The 18,180-nt window shown below is 71.8% G+C and carries 14 protein-coding genes; 6 read left to right on the top strand and 8 right to left on the bottom strand.

The window, feature by feature from the left end:
- Window position 1: 1 nt before the first annotated feature.
- Window positions 2-787, bottom strand: coding sequence for an ABC transporter ATP-binding protein (locus O7631_RS01320; protein ID WP_278142665.1), 786 nt, complete (start codon window positions 785-787; stop codon window positions 2-4).
- Window positions 788-1,053: 266 nt separating this feature from the next.
- On the opposite strand from O7631_RS01320, the gene O7631_RS01315 reads away from it, so the two are divergent.
- Window positions 1,054-2,085 (top strand): ABC transporter substrate-binding protein, encoded by a 1,032-nt coding sequence (locus O7631_RS01315; protein ID WP_269682323.1) that lies wholly within the window; start codon window positions 1,054-1,056, stop codon window positions 2,083-2,085.
- 103 nt (window positions 2,086-2,188) lie between these two features.
- Entirely contained in the window at window positions 2,189-3,046 is an 858-nt protein-coding gene (locus tag O7631_RS01310) for an ABC transporter permease (protein WP_269682324.1), read from the top strand.
- Between the two features lie 233 nt (window positions 3,047-3,279).
- Here O7631_RS01310 and O7631_RS01305 read toward each other — a convergent pair whose 3' ends face one another.
- Window positions 3,280-4,434: an ABC transporter substrate-binding protein gene (locus O7631_RS01305; RefSeq protein ID WP_278147810.1), complete on the bottom strand. Its 1,155-nt coding sequence runs from the start codon at window positions 4,432-4,434 to the stop codon at window positions 3,280-3,282.
- 468 nt (window positions 4,435-4,902) lie between these two features.
- Here O7631_RS01305 and O7631_RS01300 point away from each other — a divergent pair, with 468 nt between their 5' ends.
- From O7631_RS01300 to O7631_RS01285, 4 genes are all read left to right on the top strand, one after another.
- Window positions 4,903-8,052, top strand: coding sequence for a sensor histidine kinase (locus O7631_RS01300; protein ID WP_278142664.1), 3,150 nt, complete (start codon window positions 4,903-4,905; stop codon window positions 8,050-8,052).
- Window positions 8,049-8,456 (top strand): roadblock/LC7 domain-containing protein, encoded by a 408-nt coding sequence (locus O7631_RS01295; RefSeq protein WP_007465177.1) that lies wholly within the window; start codon window positions 8,049-8,051, stop codon window positions 8,454-8,456. Before O7631_RS01300 ends, O7631_RS01295 begins: the two co-directional genes overlap by 4 nt.
- An 89-nt stretch (window positions 8,457-8,545) precedes the next feature.
- Window positions 8,546-8,911 carry a DUF742 domain-containing protein gene (locus O7631_RS01290; RefSeq protein ID WP_088950207.1) on the top strand — a complete coding sequence of 122 codons (366 nt, stop codon included), beginning with the start codon at window positions 8,546-8,548 and terminating at the stop codon, window positions 8,909-8,911.
- Window positions 8,892-9,515 (top strand): ATP/GTP-binding protein, encoded by a 624-nt coding sequence (locus tag O7631_RS01285; protein WP_145778925.1) that lies wholly within the window; start codon window positions 8,892-8,894, stop codon window positions 9,513-9,515. The genes O7631_RS01290 and O7631_RS01285 overlap by 20 nt, the downstream gene beginning before the upstream one ends.
- Window positions 9,516-9,562: 47 nt before the next feature.
- Here the strand turns inward: O7631_RS01285 and O7631_RS01280 are convergent, their stop codons facing one another.
- The 6 genes from O7631_RS01280 to O7631_RS01255 form a co-directional block, all read right to left on the bottom strand.
- Entirely contained in the window at window positions 9,563-10,651 is a 1,089-nt protein-coding gene (locus O7631_RS01280) for a uroporphyrinogen-III synthase (protein WP_145778926.1), read from the bottom strand.
- Window positions 10,651-10,998 carry a nitrite reductase small subunit NirD gene (gene nirD, locus O7631_RS01275; RefSeq protein WP_269682327.1) on the bottom strand — a complete coding sequence of 116 codons (348 nt, stop codon included), beginning with the start codon at window positions 10,996-10,998 and terminating at the stop codon, window positions 10,651-10,653. The genes O7631_RS01280 and nirD overlap by 1 nt, the downstream gene beginning before the upstream one ends.
- Window positions 10,995-13,517 carry a nitrite reductase large subunit NirB gene (gene nirB / locus O7631_RS01270; protein ID WP_278142663.1) on the bottom strand — a complete coding sequence of 841 codons (2,523 nt, stop codon included), beginning with the start codon at window positions 13,515-13,517 and terminating at the stop codon, window positions 10,995-10,997. Before nirB ends, nirD begins: the two co-directional genes overlap by 4 nt.
- Window positions 13,514-14,953 (bottom strand): FAD-dependent oxidoreductase, encoded by a 1,440-nt coding sequence (locus O7631_RS01265; protein ID WP_278142662.1) that lies wholly within the window; start codon window positions 14,951-14,953, stop codon window positions 13,514-13,516. The genes nirB and O7631_RS01265 overlap by 4 nt, the downstream gene beginning before the upstream one ends.
- On the bottom strand, window positions 14,950-17,184 hold the full coding sequence (locus O7631_RS01260; protein ID WP_278142661.1) for a molybdopterin oxidoreductase family protein: 2,235 nt from the start codon (window positions 17,182-17,184) through the stop codon (window positions 14,950-14,952). The genes O7631_RS01265 and O7631_RS01260 overlap by 4 nt, the downstream gene beginning before the upstream one ends.
- Window positions 17,185-17,596: 412 nt before the next feature.
- The gene (locus O7631_RS01255) at window positions 17,597-17,821 is read right to left on the bottom strand and encodes a hypothetical protein (protein ID WP_278142660.1); all 225 of its coding nucleotides are present in this window, start codon (window positions 17,819-17,821) and stop codon (window positions 17,597-17,599) included.
- Window positions 17,822-18,180 lie beyond the last annotated feature (359 nt).

Raw genomic sequence — 18,180 nt, 5'->3', positions numbered from 1 at the left:
TTCATCGTCCTTCCGCGCCGGCCGCCGCCGGCTCGTCGCGTTCCATCAACAGCTCGTGGAGGTCGGCGCTGACCCGCGCGACGTCGGCCAGGTGGGCGTTGCGGCCCAGGGTGCGGGGCCGGGGGATGTCGACGTCGAGCACCTTGCGGATCCGGCCGGGGCGAGGGCTCAGCACGACCACCCGGTCGGCGAGCAGCACCGCCTCGTCGATCGAGTGGGTGACGAAGACGATCGTCGGCTTGTTCTCCATGTGCACCCGCTGGAGTTCGCCGGACAGCTCCTCGCGGGTGAGAGCGTCGAGCGCGGAGAACGGCTCGTCCATCAGCATCACCCGGGGTTCGCCGATCAGCGACCGGCACAGCGACACCCGCTGCTGCATGCCGCCGGAGAGTTCGTGCGGCAGGCGCTTCTCGAACCCGGCGAGACCGGCCACGTCGAGCAGTTGCCGGGCCCGCTCGCGGTGCTTGGCGCGGCTCCAGCCGAAGATCTCCACCGGCAGCAGCACGTTGTCCAGCACCGTGCGCCAGGGCAGCAGCGCCGGCTTCTGGAACAGCATGGCGATGTCCTGGCGCGGGCGGGCGATCGGCGTACCGGCCACGGTGATCTCGCCGGCGGTCAGCGGGAGCAGCCCGGCGATCAGCCGCAGCAGCGTGGACTTTCCGCAGCCGGAGCGGCCGACGACCGCGACGAACTCACCCTCGGCGACGTCGAGGTCGATGCCGCGCAGCGCCTCCACCCGGCCGGACCGGCCTTTGAAGGTACGGGACACTCCGGACAGTCGGATCATCTCCGGCGGCCTCCGCTGAGTGGACGGTCAGGAATCCGACAAAGGCTAGCCCGCCGGTTCGTGTATCGCACCGTCCGGGGTGGTCGTCAGGTTGTTTCCGTTCCGCAACCCGATGCACCTGGCGTCGCAAGTGTGGGTTTCTCGTACGCTGTGCCCGCGAAGAGTCCCCCCACGACGGCGGTGCCGGCTTCCGCCCCTCACGCCGGCCCGTCATGACAACCCCTCCGGTGCCTGTCAGGCCCGGTCGGAAAGGACATGGTGCTTTGATGAGAAGGCTGACCCGTACGGTCGCTACGGCCGCGCTGGCCACCGCCCTCGCCTTTGTCTCCGCCTGCAGCAGCGGGTCGGACTCGGCCGACGACGCCAAGGGTGGCGACAGCAAGAGCCTGGAGAAGGTGACCTACCTCACCTCCTTCGGCAACTTCGGCCGTGACTCCTACGCCTGGGTGGCGAAGGAGAAGGGCTTCTTCAAGGAGGCTGGCTTCGACGTAGAGATCAAGCCCGGTCAGGGCACCGGCGGCGTGATCCAGACCATCGTGGGTGGTCAGGCCGACTTCGGCCCGGTCGACCTCACCGGCAGTCTGCTGCAGGTCGGCAACGGCCAGGCGAAGGACTTCACAGTGGTGGCCGCGATCCAGCAGCGCACCATGGCCGGGATCGCCTCGGTCGAGGGCAAGAACATCGCCTCCCCGAAGGACCTGGAGGGCAAGAAGCTCGCCGACACCCCCGGTTCCGTGGTCCGCAACCTGTTCCCGACGTACGCCCGGCTCGCCGGTGTGGACGTCAACAAGGTGACCTGGGTCAACGGTGAGGCGCAGGGCCTGATCGGCATGCTGGGCTCCGGCTCGGTGGACGGCATCGGCCAGTTCGTCGTCGGCCAGCCGACCATCGAGGCGGTGGCCAAGAAGAAGGCCGTCATGCTGCCGTACAGCAACGTGATGCAGGACCTCTACGGCAACGTGCTGATCACCTCCTCGAAGATCGCCAAGGAGAAGCCCGAGATGGTGAAGCGGTTCACCGCGGCGCTGCTCAAGGGCCTGGAGTACAGCCTGGCGAACTCCAAGGAGGCCGGCGACATCCTGAAGAAGAACATCGACGCCACCAACCCGGTCGCCGCCGCCGCCGAGCTCGAGCTGATGGCCGCGTACGTCCGTTCCGGCAACACCGGCACCGCGATCGGCACCCTGGACAGCGGCCGGGTGGCAAAGAGCATCGCCATCCTGCAGGGCGCCGGCGCGCTGAAGCAGAACATCACCCCCGAGCAGATCATCGACTTCAGCCTCGCGCCGAAGGCCTGATCGTCCGGTCGTCATCAGGGGGTACGTTCCGCCGATCCCGGTGGGGCGTACCCCCGTCGCTCGTCGGCTCCCACCGGGGCCGTGAGATTTCGAGGAGGACAAGATGACCGACGTCCGGTCAGCGGACCCGGCGGTGGCGGCGACCCCGACCCCGGGTGCCGGCCCCGAGTCGGGGCGTGCGGGTCGAGGTGCCGGTCTCCGGGCCGGAGCCGGGGCGGCCCTGCCCGCGGTCGGCCTCCTGATTGCTCTGGCGGTGTGGTGGCTGACCGCCCGGCTGGAGCTGATCCACCCCGCGGCGCTGCCGCCGCCCGGCGACGTGCTCACCGCGTTCGTCGACAAGCCCGCCCAGATGCTGGAGCACACCTGGGACACGATGCTGGAGATCCTGTACGGGTTCGCCCTCTCGGTCGCCGCCGGTGTCCTGCTCGGACTCTCCCTGGCCAGCTCCCGCACGGTCGAGCGGATGTTCACCCCGCTCCTGGTCGCGGTGAACGCGGTGCCGAAGATCACGTTGGGCCCGCTGCTGGTGGTGGCATTCGGCTGGGGTCAGACGCCGATCCTCACCATGGTGTTCCTGCTCTGCTTCTTCCCGATCGTGCTCTCGACCGCCACCGGCCTGACCACCACGCCGGCCGACCTGGCCGAGCTGGTGCGGTCCTGGAACGCGTCCCGGTGGCAGGCGTTCCGGAAGGTGCGTTTCCCGGCCGCGCTGCCGCAGATCTTCGTCGGGCTCAAGGTGGCCATGCCGTTGGCTGCGATCGGGGCGGTGATCGGTGAGTTCCAGGCCGGCGAGAGTGGCCTCGGCTTCGTCATCACGCAGTACGCCGGCGTCGGCGACACCGCCACCGCGTGGGCGGCGATCATGCTGGTGGCGCTGGTGAGCATCCTGCTCTACTCGGCGCTCCTGCTGACCGAGCGGATGGCCCTGCCCTGGGTCCGCGAAACCACCAGCAGCCGCTGACCACAAAGAAGACCAAGACCGGCACCTGAACACCATCCAAGATCAACCCAAGGAAACGCGAAGGGCCGGCCCCCACTGGGGAGCCGGCCCTTCCGTCAGAGCCGCAGGCGAGTCAGGTGTGGCCGACCGTGCCCGGCGGAGGGATCAAGCCTGACCGCCCGGAGCCGGGGACGGTCGGCCACACCCCCCGCCCGGCACACGACAAACCAGACAGCCACGAGAGAGCCCGACCGTTACCCCGCCAACCTCCAGCGGCCGTTACGGGCGACCAGGGTGGTGAGTGCCTGCGGCATCAGGCCGCTGTGGTTGTCCGGCGTCATCCGGATCGGCCCGGACAGGCCATCCATCTGCGACGTTTCGAGCACGTCCCGGAGGCCGTCGCGGTCCACCTTGCCGATCTCACCACCGGCCCGCAGTTCCGCGTCGGCGATGAGCTGGACGGCGTCCGCGGCGAAGGACGACGCCCCGTTGTAGCCGCCGAAGCGTGCCGTGTAGTCCTGGAACCACTGCCGCCGCGCGGCCTTGGCCGGCGTGGTCGCGATCACGTCGTCGATCGCCATCGTCTGGGTGAAGATCAGCGTCGCACGCTCGGTGGCCTTGGCCGCGCCGCCGAGGAAGAGGTCGCCGGCGGCCCCGGCGTCGAAGAACAGCGACCCACGGAAGGTGGTCTGCTGGGCGCTGGTCGCGGCCAGCATCGCCTGCTCCGGCGGGGTCCAGAAGACGAGGGCGTCCGGCTTGTTCGACGCGAGCGACCGGACCTGCTGGTTCACGTCGGTGTCGGTGATCTTGGCCTTCTGCTCGCGGAGCGTGATGTTGGCCTTCTGCAACTCGCTCTTGAGCGCGGCCATGCCCTCCCGGCCGTAGTCGTCGTCGCTGACGAGCGCCCCCACCTTGCGGACGTTGTTACGTCGCAGTTCGGTGGTGAGTGCGGCGGCACTGTCGGCGGCGTTGGGGCCCAGCTTGAACACGTAGCGCCGTTCGGCGACCGGGCTGGCGACCGCGCCGGAAGCGGCGAGCGCAATGGTGGGAATCCGCTTCTCGTTGATGGTCCCCACGGCACCGAGCGCGCATTCGTTGCAGCCGCCCATGATGATGGCGCTGACCTGAGAATCGCTGCTGAAGTCCGCGATGTTGCGAAGCGACTCGGCGGCGTCGGAACGGTTGTCCTTGAACTTCAGTTCAATCTTCCGGCCGTTGAGTGCTCCGGAGGAGTTCAACTGATCGCGCTTGAGTTCGAGGGCTCGCTGGTATGTCCGGCCGACGGGGGCCGCGGCGCCGGACAGTTCGAGGTCGACGGCGATCACGATCGGACTCGTGTCCGTGTCCGCTTCACCGAACTGGCAGCCGGTGAGCGTGGTGGCCACTACGGCCGATGCGAGCGCCGCGATGGTCGCGGAGCGGATGGGGCTCAACTCAGTCCTCCAGGTGCGGGCGCGGGCGCTGCCCGGTCACCGCCGCTAAACCGTCCTCAGTGGAGGGCGGGATCTTCTCTGCCGTACGGTGTGCGCGAAGCCTGCAAAACCTTGCCAATGGCCGGCGCTGTGGTCAAGCGCGGACCCCGGCATCGCTTTCGGGACGGTCATCCCACATGCTGGGGTAACGCAATGTTTGCAAAAGCTCACTTTGCACACACGCGTGACCACTCTGGAGTCACATGCCCTGTTCAGGGGCTTGCGGAAATGAAGGTATCAGTTGCCCGGAACATGGGATGCGCTCCGTCCGACCGTTTCCTACCTCACTGCGGCTTCCCAAATCCGATCTCTTCTGATGAAATCGCGGCCGTGCCGCGCGTGGTCCCCTCCGCTTACGGCATGGCTCGGCGGGTCAGGCGGGGAAGAAACGACGGAGGCGATGTCGTGAGCACCGGACCGACGGCCCTGCCCACACTCGGCGACAACACTCGGCGTCCGAGCCGACGGTTGCCCAGACTGCGGGACGCACGAATTCGGTCCAAGCTGGCGCTGATCCTGGTCGTCCCGGTGGCGGCGGTGATCGCGCTGGCCACGGTCCGGTTGATCACCGTCGGCGAGGGTGCCCTCGACGCCACCCGAGCCCGTGCGTTGACGGCACTCGCCGTCGACGTCAGCGCCCTCACGCAGGATCTCCAGAGCGAGCGGATGGCCGCGGCGGCCTACCTGGCCACGCCGCAGCAGCCGGCGGACGCGTACAACCTGCGGGTCCGTCAGACGCAGCAACAGGTGGACGAGTACCGCGCCGAGCGGGGCCGGGTCGGCGAGGTGCCGGCGGCCCTGCGCGAGCGACTCGCCGTCATCGACGAGCACCTGGCCACTCTGGACGGCACCCGCCAGGAGGTTCTGGACCGCCGGCAGATGGCGGTCGCCGAGGCGGTCCTCCGCTACGGCGTCATCCTCACCGACCTGGTCGCGTACGGCGACGGCCTGGCCCAGTTGCCCGGCTCCGAGAGCCTCGCGGACAGCCGGCGCGCGGTCGCCGCCTTCGCCCGCGCCAAGGCCTCCGTGGCCGAGGAGCAGGCGGTCGCCTTCACCGCGCTGACGGCGGGTCAGCTCGACTCGGAGCAGTTCTCCTCCTTCGTGGCGACGCTGACCAGTCAGCAGGAGTCCCTGGTCTCCTTCTCCCTGGCCGCCGACCCGGTGCAGCGGGCACTCGTCGACAGCACCGTCTCGGGTGACGCGGTCGGTCTGGCCGACCGGGTGGCCACCGACATCACCCGCTCGGTCGGGCAGCGCCCGCTGGTCAGCGCGCAGGACGCCACCGCCGCCATCGGCGCGGTGAACGACCTGATGCGCTGGGCCGAGATCCAACTTCAGGACCGACTGCTCCAGCAGGCCGACGAGGCGCGCTCGGACGTCATCCGGCAGGCCATCGTCGAGTCGGTGCTGGTGCTGCTGACGCTGATCATCGCCGTGACGCTGGCCGTGGTGCTGGCCCGATCGCTCAACCACTCGCTGCGCCGGCTGCGTGAGGGCGCCCTCTCGGTGGCGAACCACGACCTGCCGGACGCCGTGCAGCGGTTGCAGACGATGGGCAGCGTGGGCGACGGCGGGGTGGACGAGATCGTCCGCCAGGTCCGGGACCCCATCCAGCTCAACAGCCGCGACGAGGTCGGTCAGGTGGCGGTGGCCTTCAACGTCGTCCACCGCGAGGCGGTACGGGTCGCGGCCGAGCAGGCGGCGCTGCGTACCAGCGTCTCGGCGATGTTCCTCAACCTGGCCCGCCGTAGTCAGACCCTGGTCGACCGGATGATCGGTGAGCTGGACGCGATCGAGCGTGGCGAGGAGGACCCGAAGCGGCTCGCGCAGCTCTTCGAGCTGGACCACCTGGCCACTCGAATGCGCCGCAACGACGAGAACCTGCTGGTCCTGGCCGGTGCCGACTCCGCCGTACCGCGTCGCGACGACGCCCTGGTGGTCGACGTCCTGCGGGCCGCCCAGTCCGAGGTGGAGCTGTACAACCGCATCGAGTTCGGAACTGTCGACACCGACATCTCGGTGGCCGCGCACGCGGTCAACGACGTGGTACGCCTCGTCGCCGAGCTTCTCGACAACGCCACCCGGTTCTCGCCGCCGAACACCACAGTGGTCGCCGATGGTCGCCGGATCCGCGACTACGTCCTCATCCAGATCGAGGACCGCGGGCTCGGCCTCACCGATGAGCAACTCGACTCGCTCAACCGCCGGCTGGCCGCCCCGCCGAGCGTCGACGTCGCCGCGTTCCGGTTGATGGGTCTGGCCGTGGTCAGCCGGCTCGCCTCCCGCTACGGCATCCGGGTGGAGCTGCGTCGCAACGTGGAGGGCGGCACCGTCGCCCAGGTGACGTTGCCCGCCGCCACCGTCGTGCTGCCCAGCAGCCGGGGCCGCGACCAGGCGCTCACCCGCCCGCGTCAGCCGATGGCCGTTGAGCAGGCGCCGCTCACGCCGGCCGGTCACGCCGAGCAGTTCGCCGGCGCCGCGACCTCGGCGGCGACGCTGCCGGACCAGTGGCGGACCAGCACGCCGGCGACCCCGCAGTGGCAGTCCCCACTGGATTCGCGGGACACCACTCCGGCGGTGCAAGCCGGTGGGTACGCCGGCACGCGTTCCACGGTGCCGCCGGCACCCGCAGCCCCGGCACCCGCAGCCCCGGCGCCCGTGGCGCCGCTCCCGCCGGCGCGGCCCTCGTACGGCAACGGGCTTGGCGCCTCGACGGGCAGTCCCACGGTGGCCTACCCGACCATCGACCCGCTGCCCCGGCGCGGCTCGACCTCGGAAGCCGAGGACGGGCGCGCCGTCAACCCGGGCCTGCCGGTCGGGCCGGTCGCCGGACTCGGCGCGGTGGCACCGCCCGCCGCCCCGTCGGTGCCCGCCGCACCGGTCAGCACCCGTCCGGACTTCCCCGCCGAAGCGCCGATCTTCCGGGAGATGGAGGCGGTCTGGTTCCGGTCGCACGGCGACGACGCCACCGCGATCTTCACCCGGCCGAACTTCGACGAGCCGCCGGCGACCACGGCGGCTTCGGCCGACGCCGGTCCGCGTACGCGCGGCGACGCCCGGCCGACTGCCGCTCCCGTGCCGGCAGCCGCGCCGGCCCGGCCGAAACTGCCGACCCGTACCCCGGGCACGTCCAACACCGACGGTGCCGCCGCCTCGGGCGGCGGGGGTCTCGGCGGCGCGAGCACGGGCGGTCTCGGCACGCCCCCCTCGGCACCTCCGTCGTACACTCCGCCTCCGGCCGCCCAGCCGGCCGCAGCGCCCAGCGCGCCGTCCGCGGACCCGCAAGCCTGGCGGACGGCTGCGGACGAGGGCTGGTCGCGGGCCAGTCGGGCCGCCGAGCCGGCCCCGGCCGGGACCACCCGATCCGGGTTGCCCAAGCGGGTGCCACAGGCACAGCTCGTGCCGGGCGGCATCGAACCGAAGAGCGGCCGGGACCGCAGCCGGCGGACCCCGGATGAAGTACGTGGTCTGCTGTCGGCCTACCACCGCGGCGTACAGCGCGGTCGGACGGCCGGAACGGACCTGAACAGCACCTCGACCAAGGAGAGCCGATGAACAGGCCAGCTGCCATGCAGGACATGGGTTGGCTGCTCACCAACTTCGCCGACAGCGTGGCGGGTATCGCCCACGTGGTGGCGGTGTCCGCCGACGGGCTGCTGCTCGCGTCCTCCCGGGATCTTCCGGGGGACCGGGCCGACCAGCTCGCCGCGATCACCTCTGGCGTGGTGAGCCTGACCGAGGGCGCGGCCCGGATGTTCAGCGCGGGCGGGGTGTTGCAGACAGTCATCGAGATGGACAGCGGGTACCTCTTCCTGATGTCGATCAGCGACGGCTCGTCGATGGCCGTGCTGGCCGCGCGGAGCTGCGACGTGGGCCAGGTGGGCTACGAGATGGCGCTGCTGGTCGAGCGGGTGGGCGCCGCGCTGGTGCCGCTGCCACGGGACGCGGTGCGTTCCTAGCAGCGGTAATCGGCGCGCGATCGGTGCGCCGAGCCAGAGACCGGAGCCGGCACCCGCCGACTTCACGGGGGACGAGGAGGTGATCGGGGATGGACCAACGGCGCGTTGACCCGCGCGGTGCGCTGGTGCGCCCGTACGCGGTCACCCGCGGTCGTACCGAGCCCCGGCAGGACATCGCCCTCGAGGCCGTCCTCACCGCGTCTCTCACCCAGGTCGCCGAGTCCCGCTTCGCAGGGCATGACAAGCACCGCATCGCCACGGTCTGTGAGGGCCGAGCACAGTCGCTGGCGGAGATCGCCGCGTACACCCGGATGCCGCTGGGCGTCGCCCGGGTGTTGGTCGCCGACATGGTGGCCGAGAGCCTGCTGACGTTACACACTGCTGCTCCCGCCGAGGGGTTCGAGGAGCGGATGGAACTGCTTGGAAGGGTGCTAAGTGGACTTCGCAGGCTATGACCCCGCTGGGGGGCGGCCGGGCCGGGGAATCGTCTCCGCGAAGATCGTCGTCGCGGGCGGCTTCGGCGTCGGTAAGACGACACTAGTCGGGGCGATCTCCGAGATCACACCGCTGACCACCGAGGCTTTGATGACCGCGGCGGGCGTCGGTATCGACGACCCGTCCAAGGTGCCGGGCAAGGAGACCACCACGGTCGCCATGGACTTCGGCCGTATCACCATGGCCCAGGACCTGATCCTGTACCTCTTCGGTACGCCTGGTCAGACCCGCTTCTGGTTCATGTGGGACGAGATCATCCGAGGCGCGGTGGGTGCCGCCGTGCTGGTGGACACCCGCCGGATCACCGACGCGTTCGCCCCGCTGGACTACTTCGAGAACCGCAACCTGCCGTACGTGGTGGCTCTGAACCGGTTCGACGGCGCTCCCCAGTACGAGCTGGAGGAGGTCCGCGAGGCGCTGGCCATCTCGCCGCAGGTGCCGCTGGTGATGACGGACGCCCGGCACCGGGAGTCGGTCAAGCAGGTGCTGGTGACGGTGGTCGAGCACGCCATGCTCCGCCTCGAGGCGGAGCACGGGCGGGGCTTCGCCGCGCCGGTCGGCTGACCTGTCGTGTCCCGGCCGGCCGGTGTCCACCGGCTGGCCGCGACGCGTCAGTCCACCCGGAGGCGGTAGCCGCGCTTCACGACGGTCTGCACCACTCGGGGCGCGCGCAGGCCGGCCCGCAGGCGGGCGACAGCCATCTCCACGGCGTGCTCGTCCGCCCCTCGGGGCAGCGTGCGCAGCAACGCCGTGCGGGACAGCACCCGGCCGGGGGACTGGGCCAGGGCCCGTAGCACCGCCATCGGCGCGGGGGCGAGTGGCCGCAGCTCTCCGTCGATCACGGCGGCGTGCCCGCGCAGCGTCAACAGGTGCCCGCCGGCCTTGAACGTCACGGTCCGGCGGGGCAGCTCGTCGACGATGGTCCGTACCAGGGCCCCCAGTCGGGCCCGACCCGGCGCGCTCACCGGCACCCCGCGTCGGAGCAGCGGCTCGGCGGTCACCGCGCCGACACAGCTGGCGAGCACGTCGCTGCGGAACGCGGAGAGCAGCGCGTCGGTACGGTCCCCGGCCGCGCGCAGCAGCGCCTCGGCCGCCGGTGCCGAGGTGAAGGTGACAGCGTCCACCAGCCGGCCGGCGATCAGGTCGATCAACCGGTGCAGTGGTGCCGGATCGGTCGGCGGAGCCCAGCGGTAGACCGGCACCTCGATCACCGTCGCGCCGGCCGCCTCCAGTGCCATCGTGCAGTCGGGTTGCCGCTCACCGTGCAACTGCATGGCGATCACCTGCCCGGCCACGCCCCGCCGACGCAGGTGGTCCACCACCTCGTCGCAGCTCTCCGAGGCCGGCGACCACTGGTCGTGCAGCCCGGCCGCACGGATCGCGCCGCGCGCCTTCGGCCCGCGGGCCACCACGTACGAGCTGGCCAGCACCGAGCGCAGTGGCTCGCCCAACCCCCAGCCCTCGGCCGCCTCCAGCCACCCCCGCATGCCGATGCCGGTGTTGGCCATCAGGATGTCCGGTGGTTGGTCGAGGCAGGCACGGGTCGCCTCGCGCAGCTCGGTGTCGTCGGAGAGCGGCACGATCCGCAGCGCCGGGGCGAGCACCACCCGTGCGCCCCGCCGTTCGAGCAACGCGGCCAACTCGTCGCGCCGCCGGTCGGCGGTCACCCCGATGGTGAAGCCCGCCAGTTCCTCCCGCATCAACCCTCCTGTCGCAGCCGTACCTCGACCAGACCGTCGCGGCACCGTGCGTCGTGCCGGGCCACGGCCACCCCGGGCAGGTCGAGGCAGTGCCCGCTGCGCAGGTCGTACACCTGCTTGTGCAGCGGCGAGGCGACTGTCGGCACTCCGCCGCGGCTGCCGACGATGCCCCGGGACAGCACGTACGCCCCGGAGACCGGATCGCGGTTGTCGATCGCGAACAACCCGTCCGCCGTCCGGAACAGCGCGATCTGTGTGCCGTCGACCAGGGCGGCCACCCCCCGGTCCGGTTCGAGGCGGTCGAGGGTGCAGACAGCTGTCCAGCTCAGCGTGATGGTCTGGTTCATCGCCGTACCTCCGGTAGGCCGAGGGTGACCGGTCGACGGCGGTGACCGTCGGCGGGGGTGTCGCCCCGCGCCGGCACCGGCTGGCCGCGCTCCAGGGCAAAGGTGATCGACGGGTCGGGCACGTCGGGTGCGTTGACGAAGGACGTGTAGCGGCGCAGCCGGTCCGGGTCGTCGAGCACGTCGCGCCACTCGTCGGAGTACGACGACACGTGCTGGGCCATCGCCGCGTCCAGTTCGGCGCAGAGCCCGAGCGAGTCGTCCACGATCACCGAGCGCAGGTGGTCCAGGCCGCCGTCCATCGCCTCGATCCAGCCGGCGGTGCGTTGCAGCCGGTCGGCCGTGCGGATGTAGTAGATGAGGAATCTGTCGATCAGCGTGACCAGCGTTTCCGTGGACAGGTCGGTGGCGAACAGGTCGGCGTGCCGGGGCCGGAAGCCGCCGTTGCCACCGACGTAGAGGTTCCAGCCGGTCTCGGTGGCGATGATGCCGAAGTCCTTGCTGCGGGCCTCCGCGCACTCGCGGGCGCAGCCGGAGACCGCCGACTTGAGCTTGTGCGGGGCGCGCAGCCCCCGGTAGCGCAGCTCCAGGGCGACGGCCAACCCCACCGAGTCCTGTACGCCGTACCGGCACCAGGTCTCGCCGACACAGGACTTCACCGTCCGCAGCGCCTTGCCGTACGCGTGACCGGACTCGAAGCCGGCGTCCACGAGTCGCCGCCAGATCTGCGGCAACTGCTCGACCCGCGCCCCGAAGAGGTCGATGCGCTGCCCGCCGGTGATCTTCGTGTAGAGCTGGAAGTCCCGGGCGACCTCGCCGATCACGATGAGCTTCTCCGGGGTGATCTCGCCGCCCGGGATGCGTGGCACCACCGAGTAGCTGCCGTCGCGTTGCAGGTTGGCGAGGAAGTGGTCGTTGGTGTCCTGCAACGACGCCTGCTCACCGTCGAGCACGTGCCCGCTGCCCAGCGACGCGAGGATCGACGCCACCACCGGTTTGCAGATGTCGCAGCCGCGCCCCCGCCCGTGTTCGGCGACCAGCCGGGAGAACGTGCGGATGCCGCGTACGCGGACGATCTCGAACAGCTCGCGGCGACTGACGTCGAAGTGCTCGCAGAGCGCGCTGGACTGCTCCACCCCGGCCGCGTCCAGGAGCTGCTTCAGCATCGGTACGCAGGAACCGCAGCTCGTGCCGGCCCGGGTGCACGCCTTCAACGCCGGCACGTCCGCGCAGCCGCCGGCGATGGCGGCGTCCACGTCGCCCCGGGTCACCGCGTTGCAGGAGCAGACCTGCGCGTCGGTGGGCAGGGCACCGGCGTCCGCCCCGCCGCCGTCCGGGGCGAGCAGCGCCAGCGGCGCCGCCGGCAACGGGCCGCCCACACTGGCCCGCAACGTCGGGTACGCGCTGGCGTCACCGACCAGCACGCCGCCGAGCAGGGTGTGCGCGTCGTCGGAGAGGACCAGCTTCGCGTAGACCCGGGTGGCCGGGTCGGTGAAGGTGACGTCCAGGCAACCGGGGGTCACACCGTGCGCGTCGCCGAACGAGGCCACGTCGACCCCGAGCAGCTTGAGCTTCGTGGCGGTGTCCGCGCCCGGGAACGTCGCCGCGCCACCGACCAGCCGGTCGGCCACCACCTCGGCCGTCGCGTACCCCGGCGCCACCAGCCCGTGACAGGTGCCGTCGACCGCCGCGCACTCACCGATCGCCCAGATCCGCTCGTCGACACTGCGGCAGGTCTCGTCGACCAGCACCCCGCCGCGCGGACCCAGCGGCAGGTCGGCGTCCCGGGCCAGCCGGTCGCGGGGCCGGATACCGGCCGCCACCACCACCAGCTCGGCGTCGATCGCGCCGCCGTCGGACAACTCCAGCGCGGCCACCGCGCCGTCCGGGCCCGGACGGATCGCGCTGGTCGCGACCCCGAGATGGGTGCGTACGCCCAACTCGTCGACGTAGCGCCGCAGCATCGCCCCGCCGGCCTGGTCCACCTGCACCGGCATCAGCCGGGGCGCGAACTCGACCACGTCGGTGCTCAGGCCGAGCAGCCGCAACGCGTTCGCCGCCTCCAACCCGAGCAACCCGCCGCCGATGACCGCGCCGACCCGCCGACCCTCCGCGTACGACCGGATCGCCGCCAGGTCGTCGAGTGTCCGGTAGACGAAGACCCCGGGCAGCTCCGCCCCGGGCACCGGCGGCACGAACGCGTACGACCCGGTGGCCAGTACCAGCGCGTCGTACCGGTACTCGCCGGCGTCGGTGGTCACCACCCGCCGCGCCCGGTCGATGGCGGTTGCCGGTTCGCCCAGCCGCAGCCGCACCCCGTCGTGCGCCGTGTACAGGTTGAGTTCGCTCTCGCTGACCCCGTCGAAGTACGCCGAGAGCCGCACCCGGTCGTACGCCGGGCGTCGCTCCTCGGCCAGCACCGTCACCCGCCAGCGACCCTCCGGGTCGCGAGCGCGCAGCGCGTCGACGAAGCGCTGCCCGACCATGCCGTTGCCGATGACGACCAGATCGCCGCCGTTCATCGCGTCACCTCCACCGATTCCGCCTGGCTCAGCCAGTCGACGATGCCGCCCACCGCGTCCCGGCAGCCGCCGCAGCCGGTGCCGGCCCGGGTCGCCGCCACCACCGCGTCGACAGTCCGGGCTCCGGAGCGCCAACTGCGTACGAGTGCGCCCTTGCTCACCGTGTTGCACTGGCAGACAGTGGCCGCGTCCGGCATCAGCGCCGGTGACGCGGCCGGGGTCACGCCGGCCGTGCCCAGGGCCCGGCCCAACAGGAGTGCCCGCCGGTCGGCCGGGACCGGGTGACCACGGTCGAAGAGCTGGATCACCGTCCCGACGGCCGGGTTGTCGCCGAGCAGGATCGCCCCGATCAGCCGCTCGTCACGGATCCGCAACCGGGCGTACGTGCCCCGGGTCGGGTCGGTGAAGGTCAGCTCCTCGCCCGGCCCGCCGCTGGCCGGGTCACCCATCGAGGCGAGGTCGATCCCGGCGGCCTTGAGCCGGGTCACCACCGGCTGGGGCCGGTACCGTGCCAACGGGTCCGTCCCGGTCAGCACGTCCGCGAGCACCCGCGCCTGGGCCCAGGCGGGCGCGACCAGCCCACTGAGCACACCGTCGTGCTCGGCGCAGTCGCCGATCGCCGAGATGGATCGGTCGTCGGTGCGAAGCCGGTCGTCCACCACCACCCCGCGCCGAACGGTCAGCCCGGCGGCCCGCGCCAGGGCGGTGTCCGGGCGTACGCCGCAGGAGAGCACCAGCAGGTCGGCGTGCAGCGTCCGGCCGTCGGCGAGGTCGAGGCGAACGCCGTCGGCGTCGGCGGCCACGCCGGTCGCCGGCACCGCGAGCTGCACTGTGACGCCGAATCCGGCGAGTGTGCCGGCGAGCACGGCACCGGCAGCCCTGTCGAGCTGCCGTTCCATCAGGTGCTCCCTCGGGTGCACCACAGTGGTGGCCAACCCCCGGCTGGCCAGGCCCCGGGCGGCCTCCAGACCGAGCAGACCGCCGCCGAGCACCAGGGCGCTGCGCGCGCCGTCCGCCGCGGCGAGGATCCGCCGGCAGTCGTCCAGGGTCCGGAAGGGAACCACCCGCTCCGGGAGGTCCGCCGGATCGAGGCCGGGCAGTGGTGGCACCACCGCCCGTGCGCCCGTGGCCAGCACCAGGTGGTCGTACCCGATGCGTTCGCCGCCGTCGGTGTGGACCTCCCGCGCGGACCTGTCGATAGCGGTCACCGGCACGCCGGTGCGCAGGTCGATGCCGTGCCCGGCGGCCTCGGTCAGCTCCACGTCCGGCTCGTCGATGCGGCCGGCCAGCAGCGTGGAGAGCAGGATCCGGTTGTACGCGCGGTGCGGCTCCGCCCCGAGCACGGTGACCTTCCGGTCCCCCTCCCGGGCGTGCAGTTCACCAGCGAGGCGGGCGCCCGCCATGCCGTTGCCGACGATCACCACCCGGCCGCTCATGCCTTCTCCACCCGGACCGCGCAGATCTTGAACTCGGGCATCCCGGAGATCGGGTCGACCGCGTCGTTGGTCACCGAGTTGGCCCGTCCCGCCCCGGCGTAGTGGAACGGGGCGAACACCGTGTCCGGTCGGATCCCGGCGCTGAGCCGGGCCGGGGCGCACAACTCGCCCCGCCGCGAGGTGACCTTCACGGCGTCGCCGTCGTCGATGCCCAGGCGAGCGGCCAGGTCGGGGTGCAACTCGACGAACGCCTCCGGGGCGGCCCGCCGCAGCGCGGCCACGCGTCGGGTCTGGGTGCCCGACTGGTACTGCGTCAGCACCCGGCCGGTCGTGAAGTGCAGCGGGTACGTCGCGCAGACCTCCTCGGCGGCGGGCCGATGGTCGACGGTGTGGAACCGGGCCCGCCCGTCCGGGGTCGCGAACCGGTCGGCGAAGAGCCGTGGCGTGTCCGGCCCGTCCTCGGTGCCGCAGGGCCAGTAGACGCCGTCCTGGTCGTCGATCCGGGCCCAACTGATACCGGCGTAGTCGGCCGCCCCACCGGCGGAGGCGCGACGCAGCTCGGCGAAGACGGTGGCCGGGTCGGCCGGGAACCGTGCTGCCGCAACGGCTTCCGGCCGCGCGCCGGCCGGTCCGGTGCCGGCTGGCGTAGCGCCGGGCGCTTCGGCGGCGGCCGTTTCGGCGGCGTGCGCCTCCGCGCCGGGCGCTTCGGCGGCGGCCGTTTCGGCGGCGGCCAGCCGGGCGGCAAGGTCGGAGATGATGGCCAGGTCGGTGCGAACGCCCGGTGGGGGGTTGCGCAGCGCGCGACGGCGCAGCACCCGGCCCTCCAGGTTGGTCATCGTGCCGTCCTCCTCGGCCCACTGCGCGGTGGGCAGCACCACGTCGGCCAGCGCGGCCGTCTCGGAGAGCAGCAGGTCGGCGACGACCAGCAGGTCGAGGTCACGCAAGCGCCGCTCGATCCGGGTCGCCCGGGGCGCGGAGACCACCGGGTTGGAGCCGAAGACCAGCAACGCCCGGGGGCCGTCCGGAGTGCCGAGCGAGTCGAGCAACTGGTAGGCCGGCACACCCGGCCCGGGCAGTTCGTCGGCTGTCACCCCCCAGACCTGGGCGACGTGTTCCCGGGCCGCCGGATCGTCGATCTTCCGGTAGCCGGGGAGCTGGTCGGCCTTCTGCCCGTGTTCCCGCCCGCCCTGGCCGTTGCCCTGGCCGGTGAGGCAGCCGTACCCCGAACCGTCCCGGCCGGGCAGGCCGAGGGCGAGAGCGAGATTGACGTACGCGGTGACCGTGTCCACGCCCTTCGCGTGCTGCTCGGCGCCGCGCGCGGTCAGGATGATCACGCGTCCGCCGGTGCCCAACGCGCGGGCGGTCGCCTCCAGGTCGGCCACCGGCACCCCGGAGAGCTGTTCCGCGCGGGCCGGCCACCATGCGGCGACGGCCCGGCGGACCGCCTCGAAACCACTGGTGCGCTCGGCCACGTAGGTGCGGTCGACCCAACCCTCGGTGAGCGCGATGTGCAGCAGCGCGTTGGCCACCGCGAGGTCGGTGCCGGGCAGCGGTTGCAGGTGCAGGTCGGCCTGGCGGGCGGTCGCGGTGACCCGGGGGTCGACGACGATCAGCTGGCCGCCGTTGCGGCGCTGTTCGGTGAGCCAGCGCACCAGCGGCGGCATGGTCTCCGCCGGGTTGGCACCGACCAGCAGCAGTGTGTCAGCCCGGCCCAGGTCGGCGAGCGGGAACGGCAGCCCTCGGTCGATGCCGAACGCGCGCATCCCGGCGGCCGCGGCCGAGGACATGCAGAACCGTCCGTTGTAGTCGATGTTCCGGGTGCGTAGCCCGATCCGGGCGAACTTGCCCAACGCGTACGCCTTCTCGTTGGTCAGGCCGCCGCCACCGAAGACGGCCACCGCGTCCGGGCCGGCGTCGTCCTGGATCGCGCGGATGCCGGTGACGATCCGGTCGAGCGCGGCGTCCCAGCTCGCCGGGCGCAGCTCGCCGCTGGCCGGGTCGCGCAGGAGCGGGGTGGTCAGCCGCTCCGGGTGGTCGAGCAGTTCGGCGGCGGTCCACCCCTTCTGGCACAGCCCGCCCCGGTTGGTGGGGAACTGGCGGGGGTGGACCGTCACCCCGGTGTCGTCCTCGCGCAGCGTCATGCCGCACTGCAAGGCGCAGTATGGGCAGTGCGTCGCCACCTCCCGGGGTGTGGACCCCGGTCGAGTTGCCGACCGTGCACCGTCTGTCATGTCGGGAAAGCGTGCCGCCGAGCGGTTTCCGGTCCGGGTCCCTTCTGTTTCGGTCCTGTCAAGTGGGGCTCACACCGCACCGGGGCAGCGAGCGCGTCGGAGGGTACGAGTAGTGGAAGCGCGTGTCACCCCGCAGGCGGTCAGCGCACGTCGTGGCGGTGTGGTCGGCGGGTCAGTGACAGCCAGCCGAGGAACCGGGCGTGGAGTGCCCGCGGGTCAGGGTGAACGCCCAGGGAGTACAGGTCGTGAACCGCGTCCTGCATGTTCGCTGCCAGGTAGAACGCCAGGGCGATCGAATGGCCGTAGAACTCGGTCGCGAGGTGAAGCTGAGCCGGCGCGCACGGCCAGGGCGCCGCGCAGTTACGGCAGAGCCACGCCGGGCGTATCGGCTGGTGCGGGCGAGGTCGGCGGTTCATCGAACACTCACCGGACCGCGCCTGACGGGAGTGCGGGTGGTTGACGGACGGCCCGCCGGGGCGGGCGTGTCCGGCCAGATCAAGCCCGCCGACATCACGAACAGGGTTCGGCGCGCGACCGCAGCACCCTTCGCGGACAGCTCGTAACCGTCAAGCCACAGCCACCCGTCGTACGTCGGCCAGTCGAGAACGCGGATCACCCGAACGACGATCGGGCGCATGAACTGCACACTCGCCGCGCGGGTCAGGTGCAGGACGTCGCCCGTGTGCGGCCTCCGTGGCGTGGGCTTCGGCTCGGGTCTCCGATCGTGCGGCTCATCCGGCACGGCGCTATCTCCCCTGGTCGTCACTGTGGGAAGGGGCCGCCCCGTGGTGCTCACCCGCAGAGATCTTGGACAGTTTCCGTTACGTGAGAACGGAAACTGTCCAAGATCTGTGGCAGGCCAAGGGCGGCCCCGACACGAACACGTCCGCCAGGTCTCGCGTCCCTACCGGCCGCGCCGTCTGCCGGTTACATTGCCGAGAGCGATGGGATCAGTACACGACGTAGCTCTATTCCCGGGGACGTTCGGGACGTTCT

Origin of the sequence: Micromonospora sp. WMMD967 (assembly GCF_029626165.1) — a bacterium.
Classification (GTDB): domain Bacteria; phylum Actinomycetota; class Actinomycetes; order Mycobacteriales; family Micromonosporaceae; genus Micromonospora; species Micromonospora taraxaci.
The sequence above is the reverse complement of the archived record's forward strand: the minus strand, read 5'-3'. Positions and strand labels throughout refer to the sequence as shown.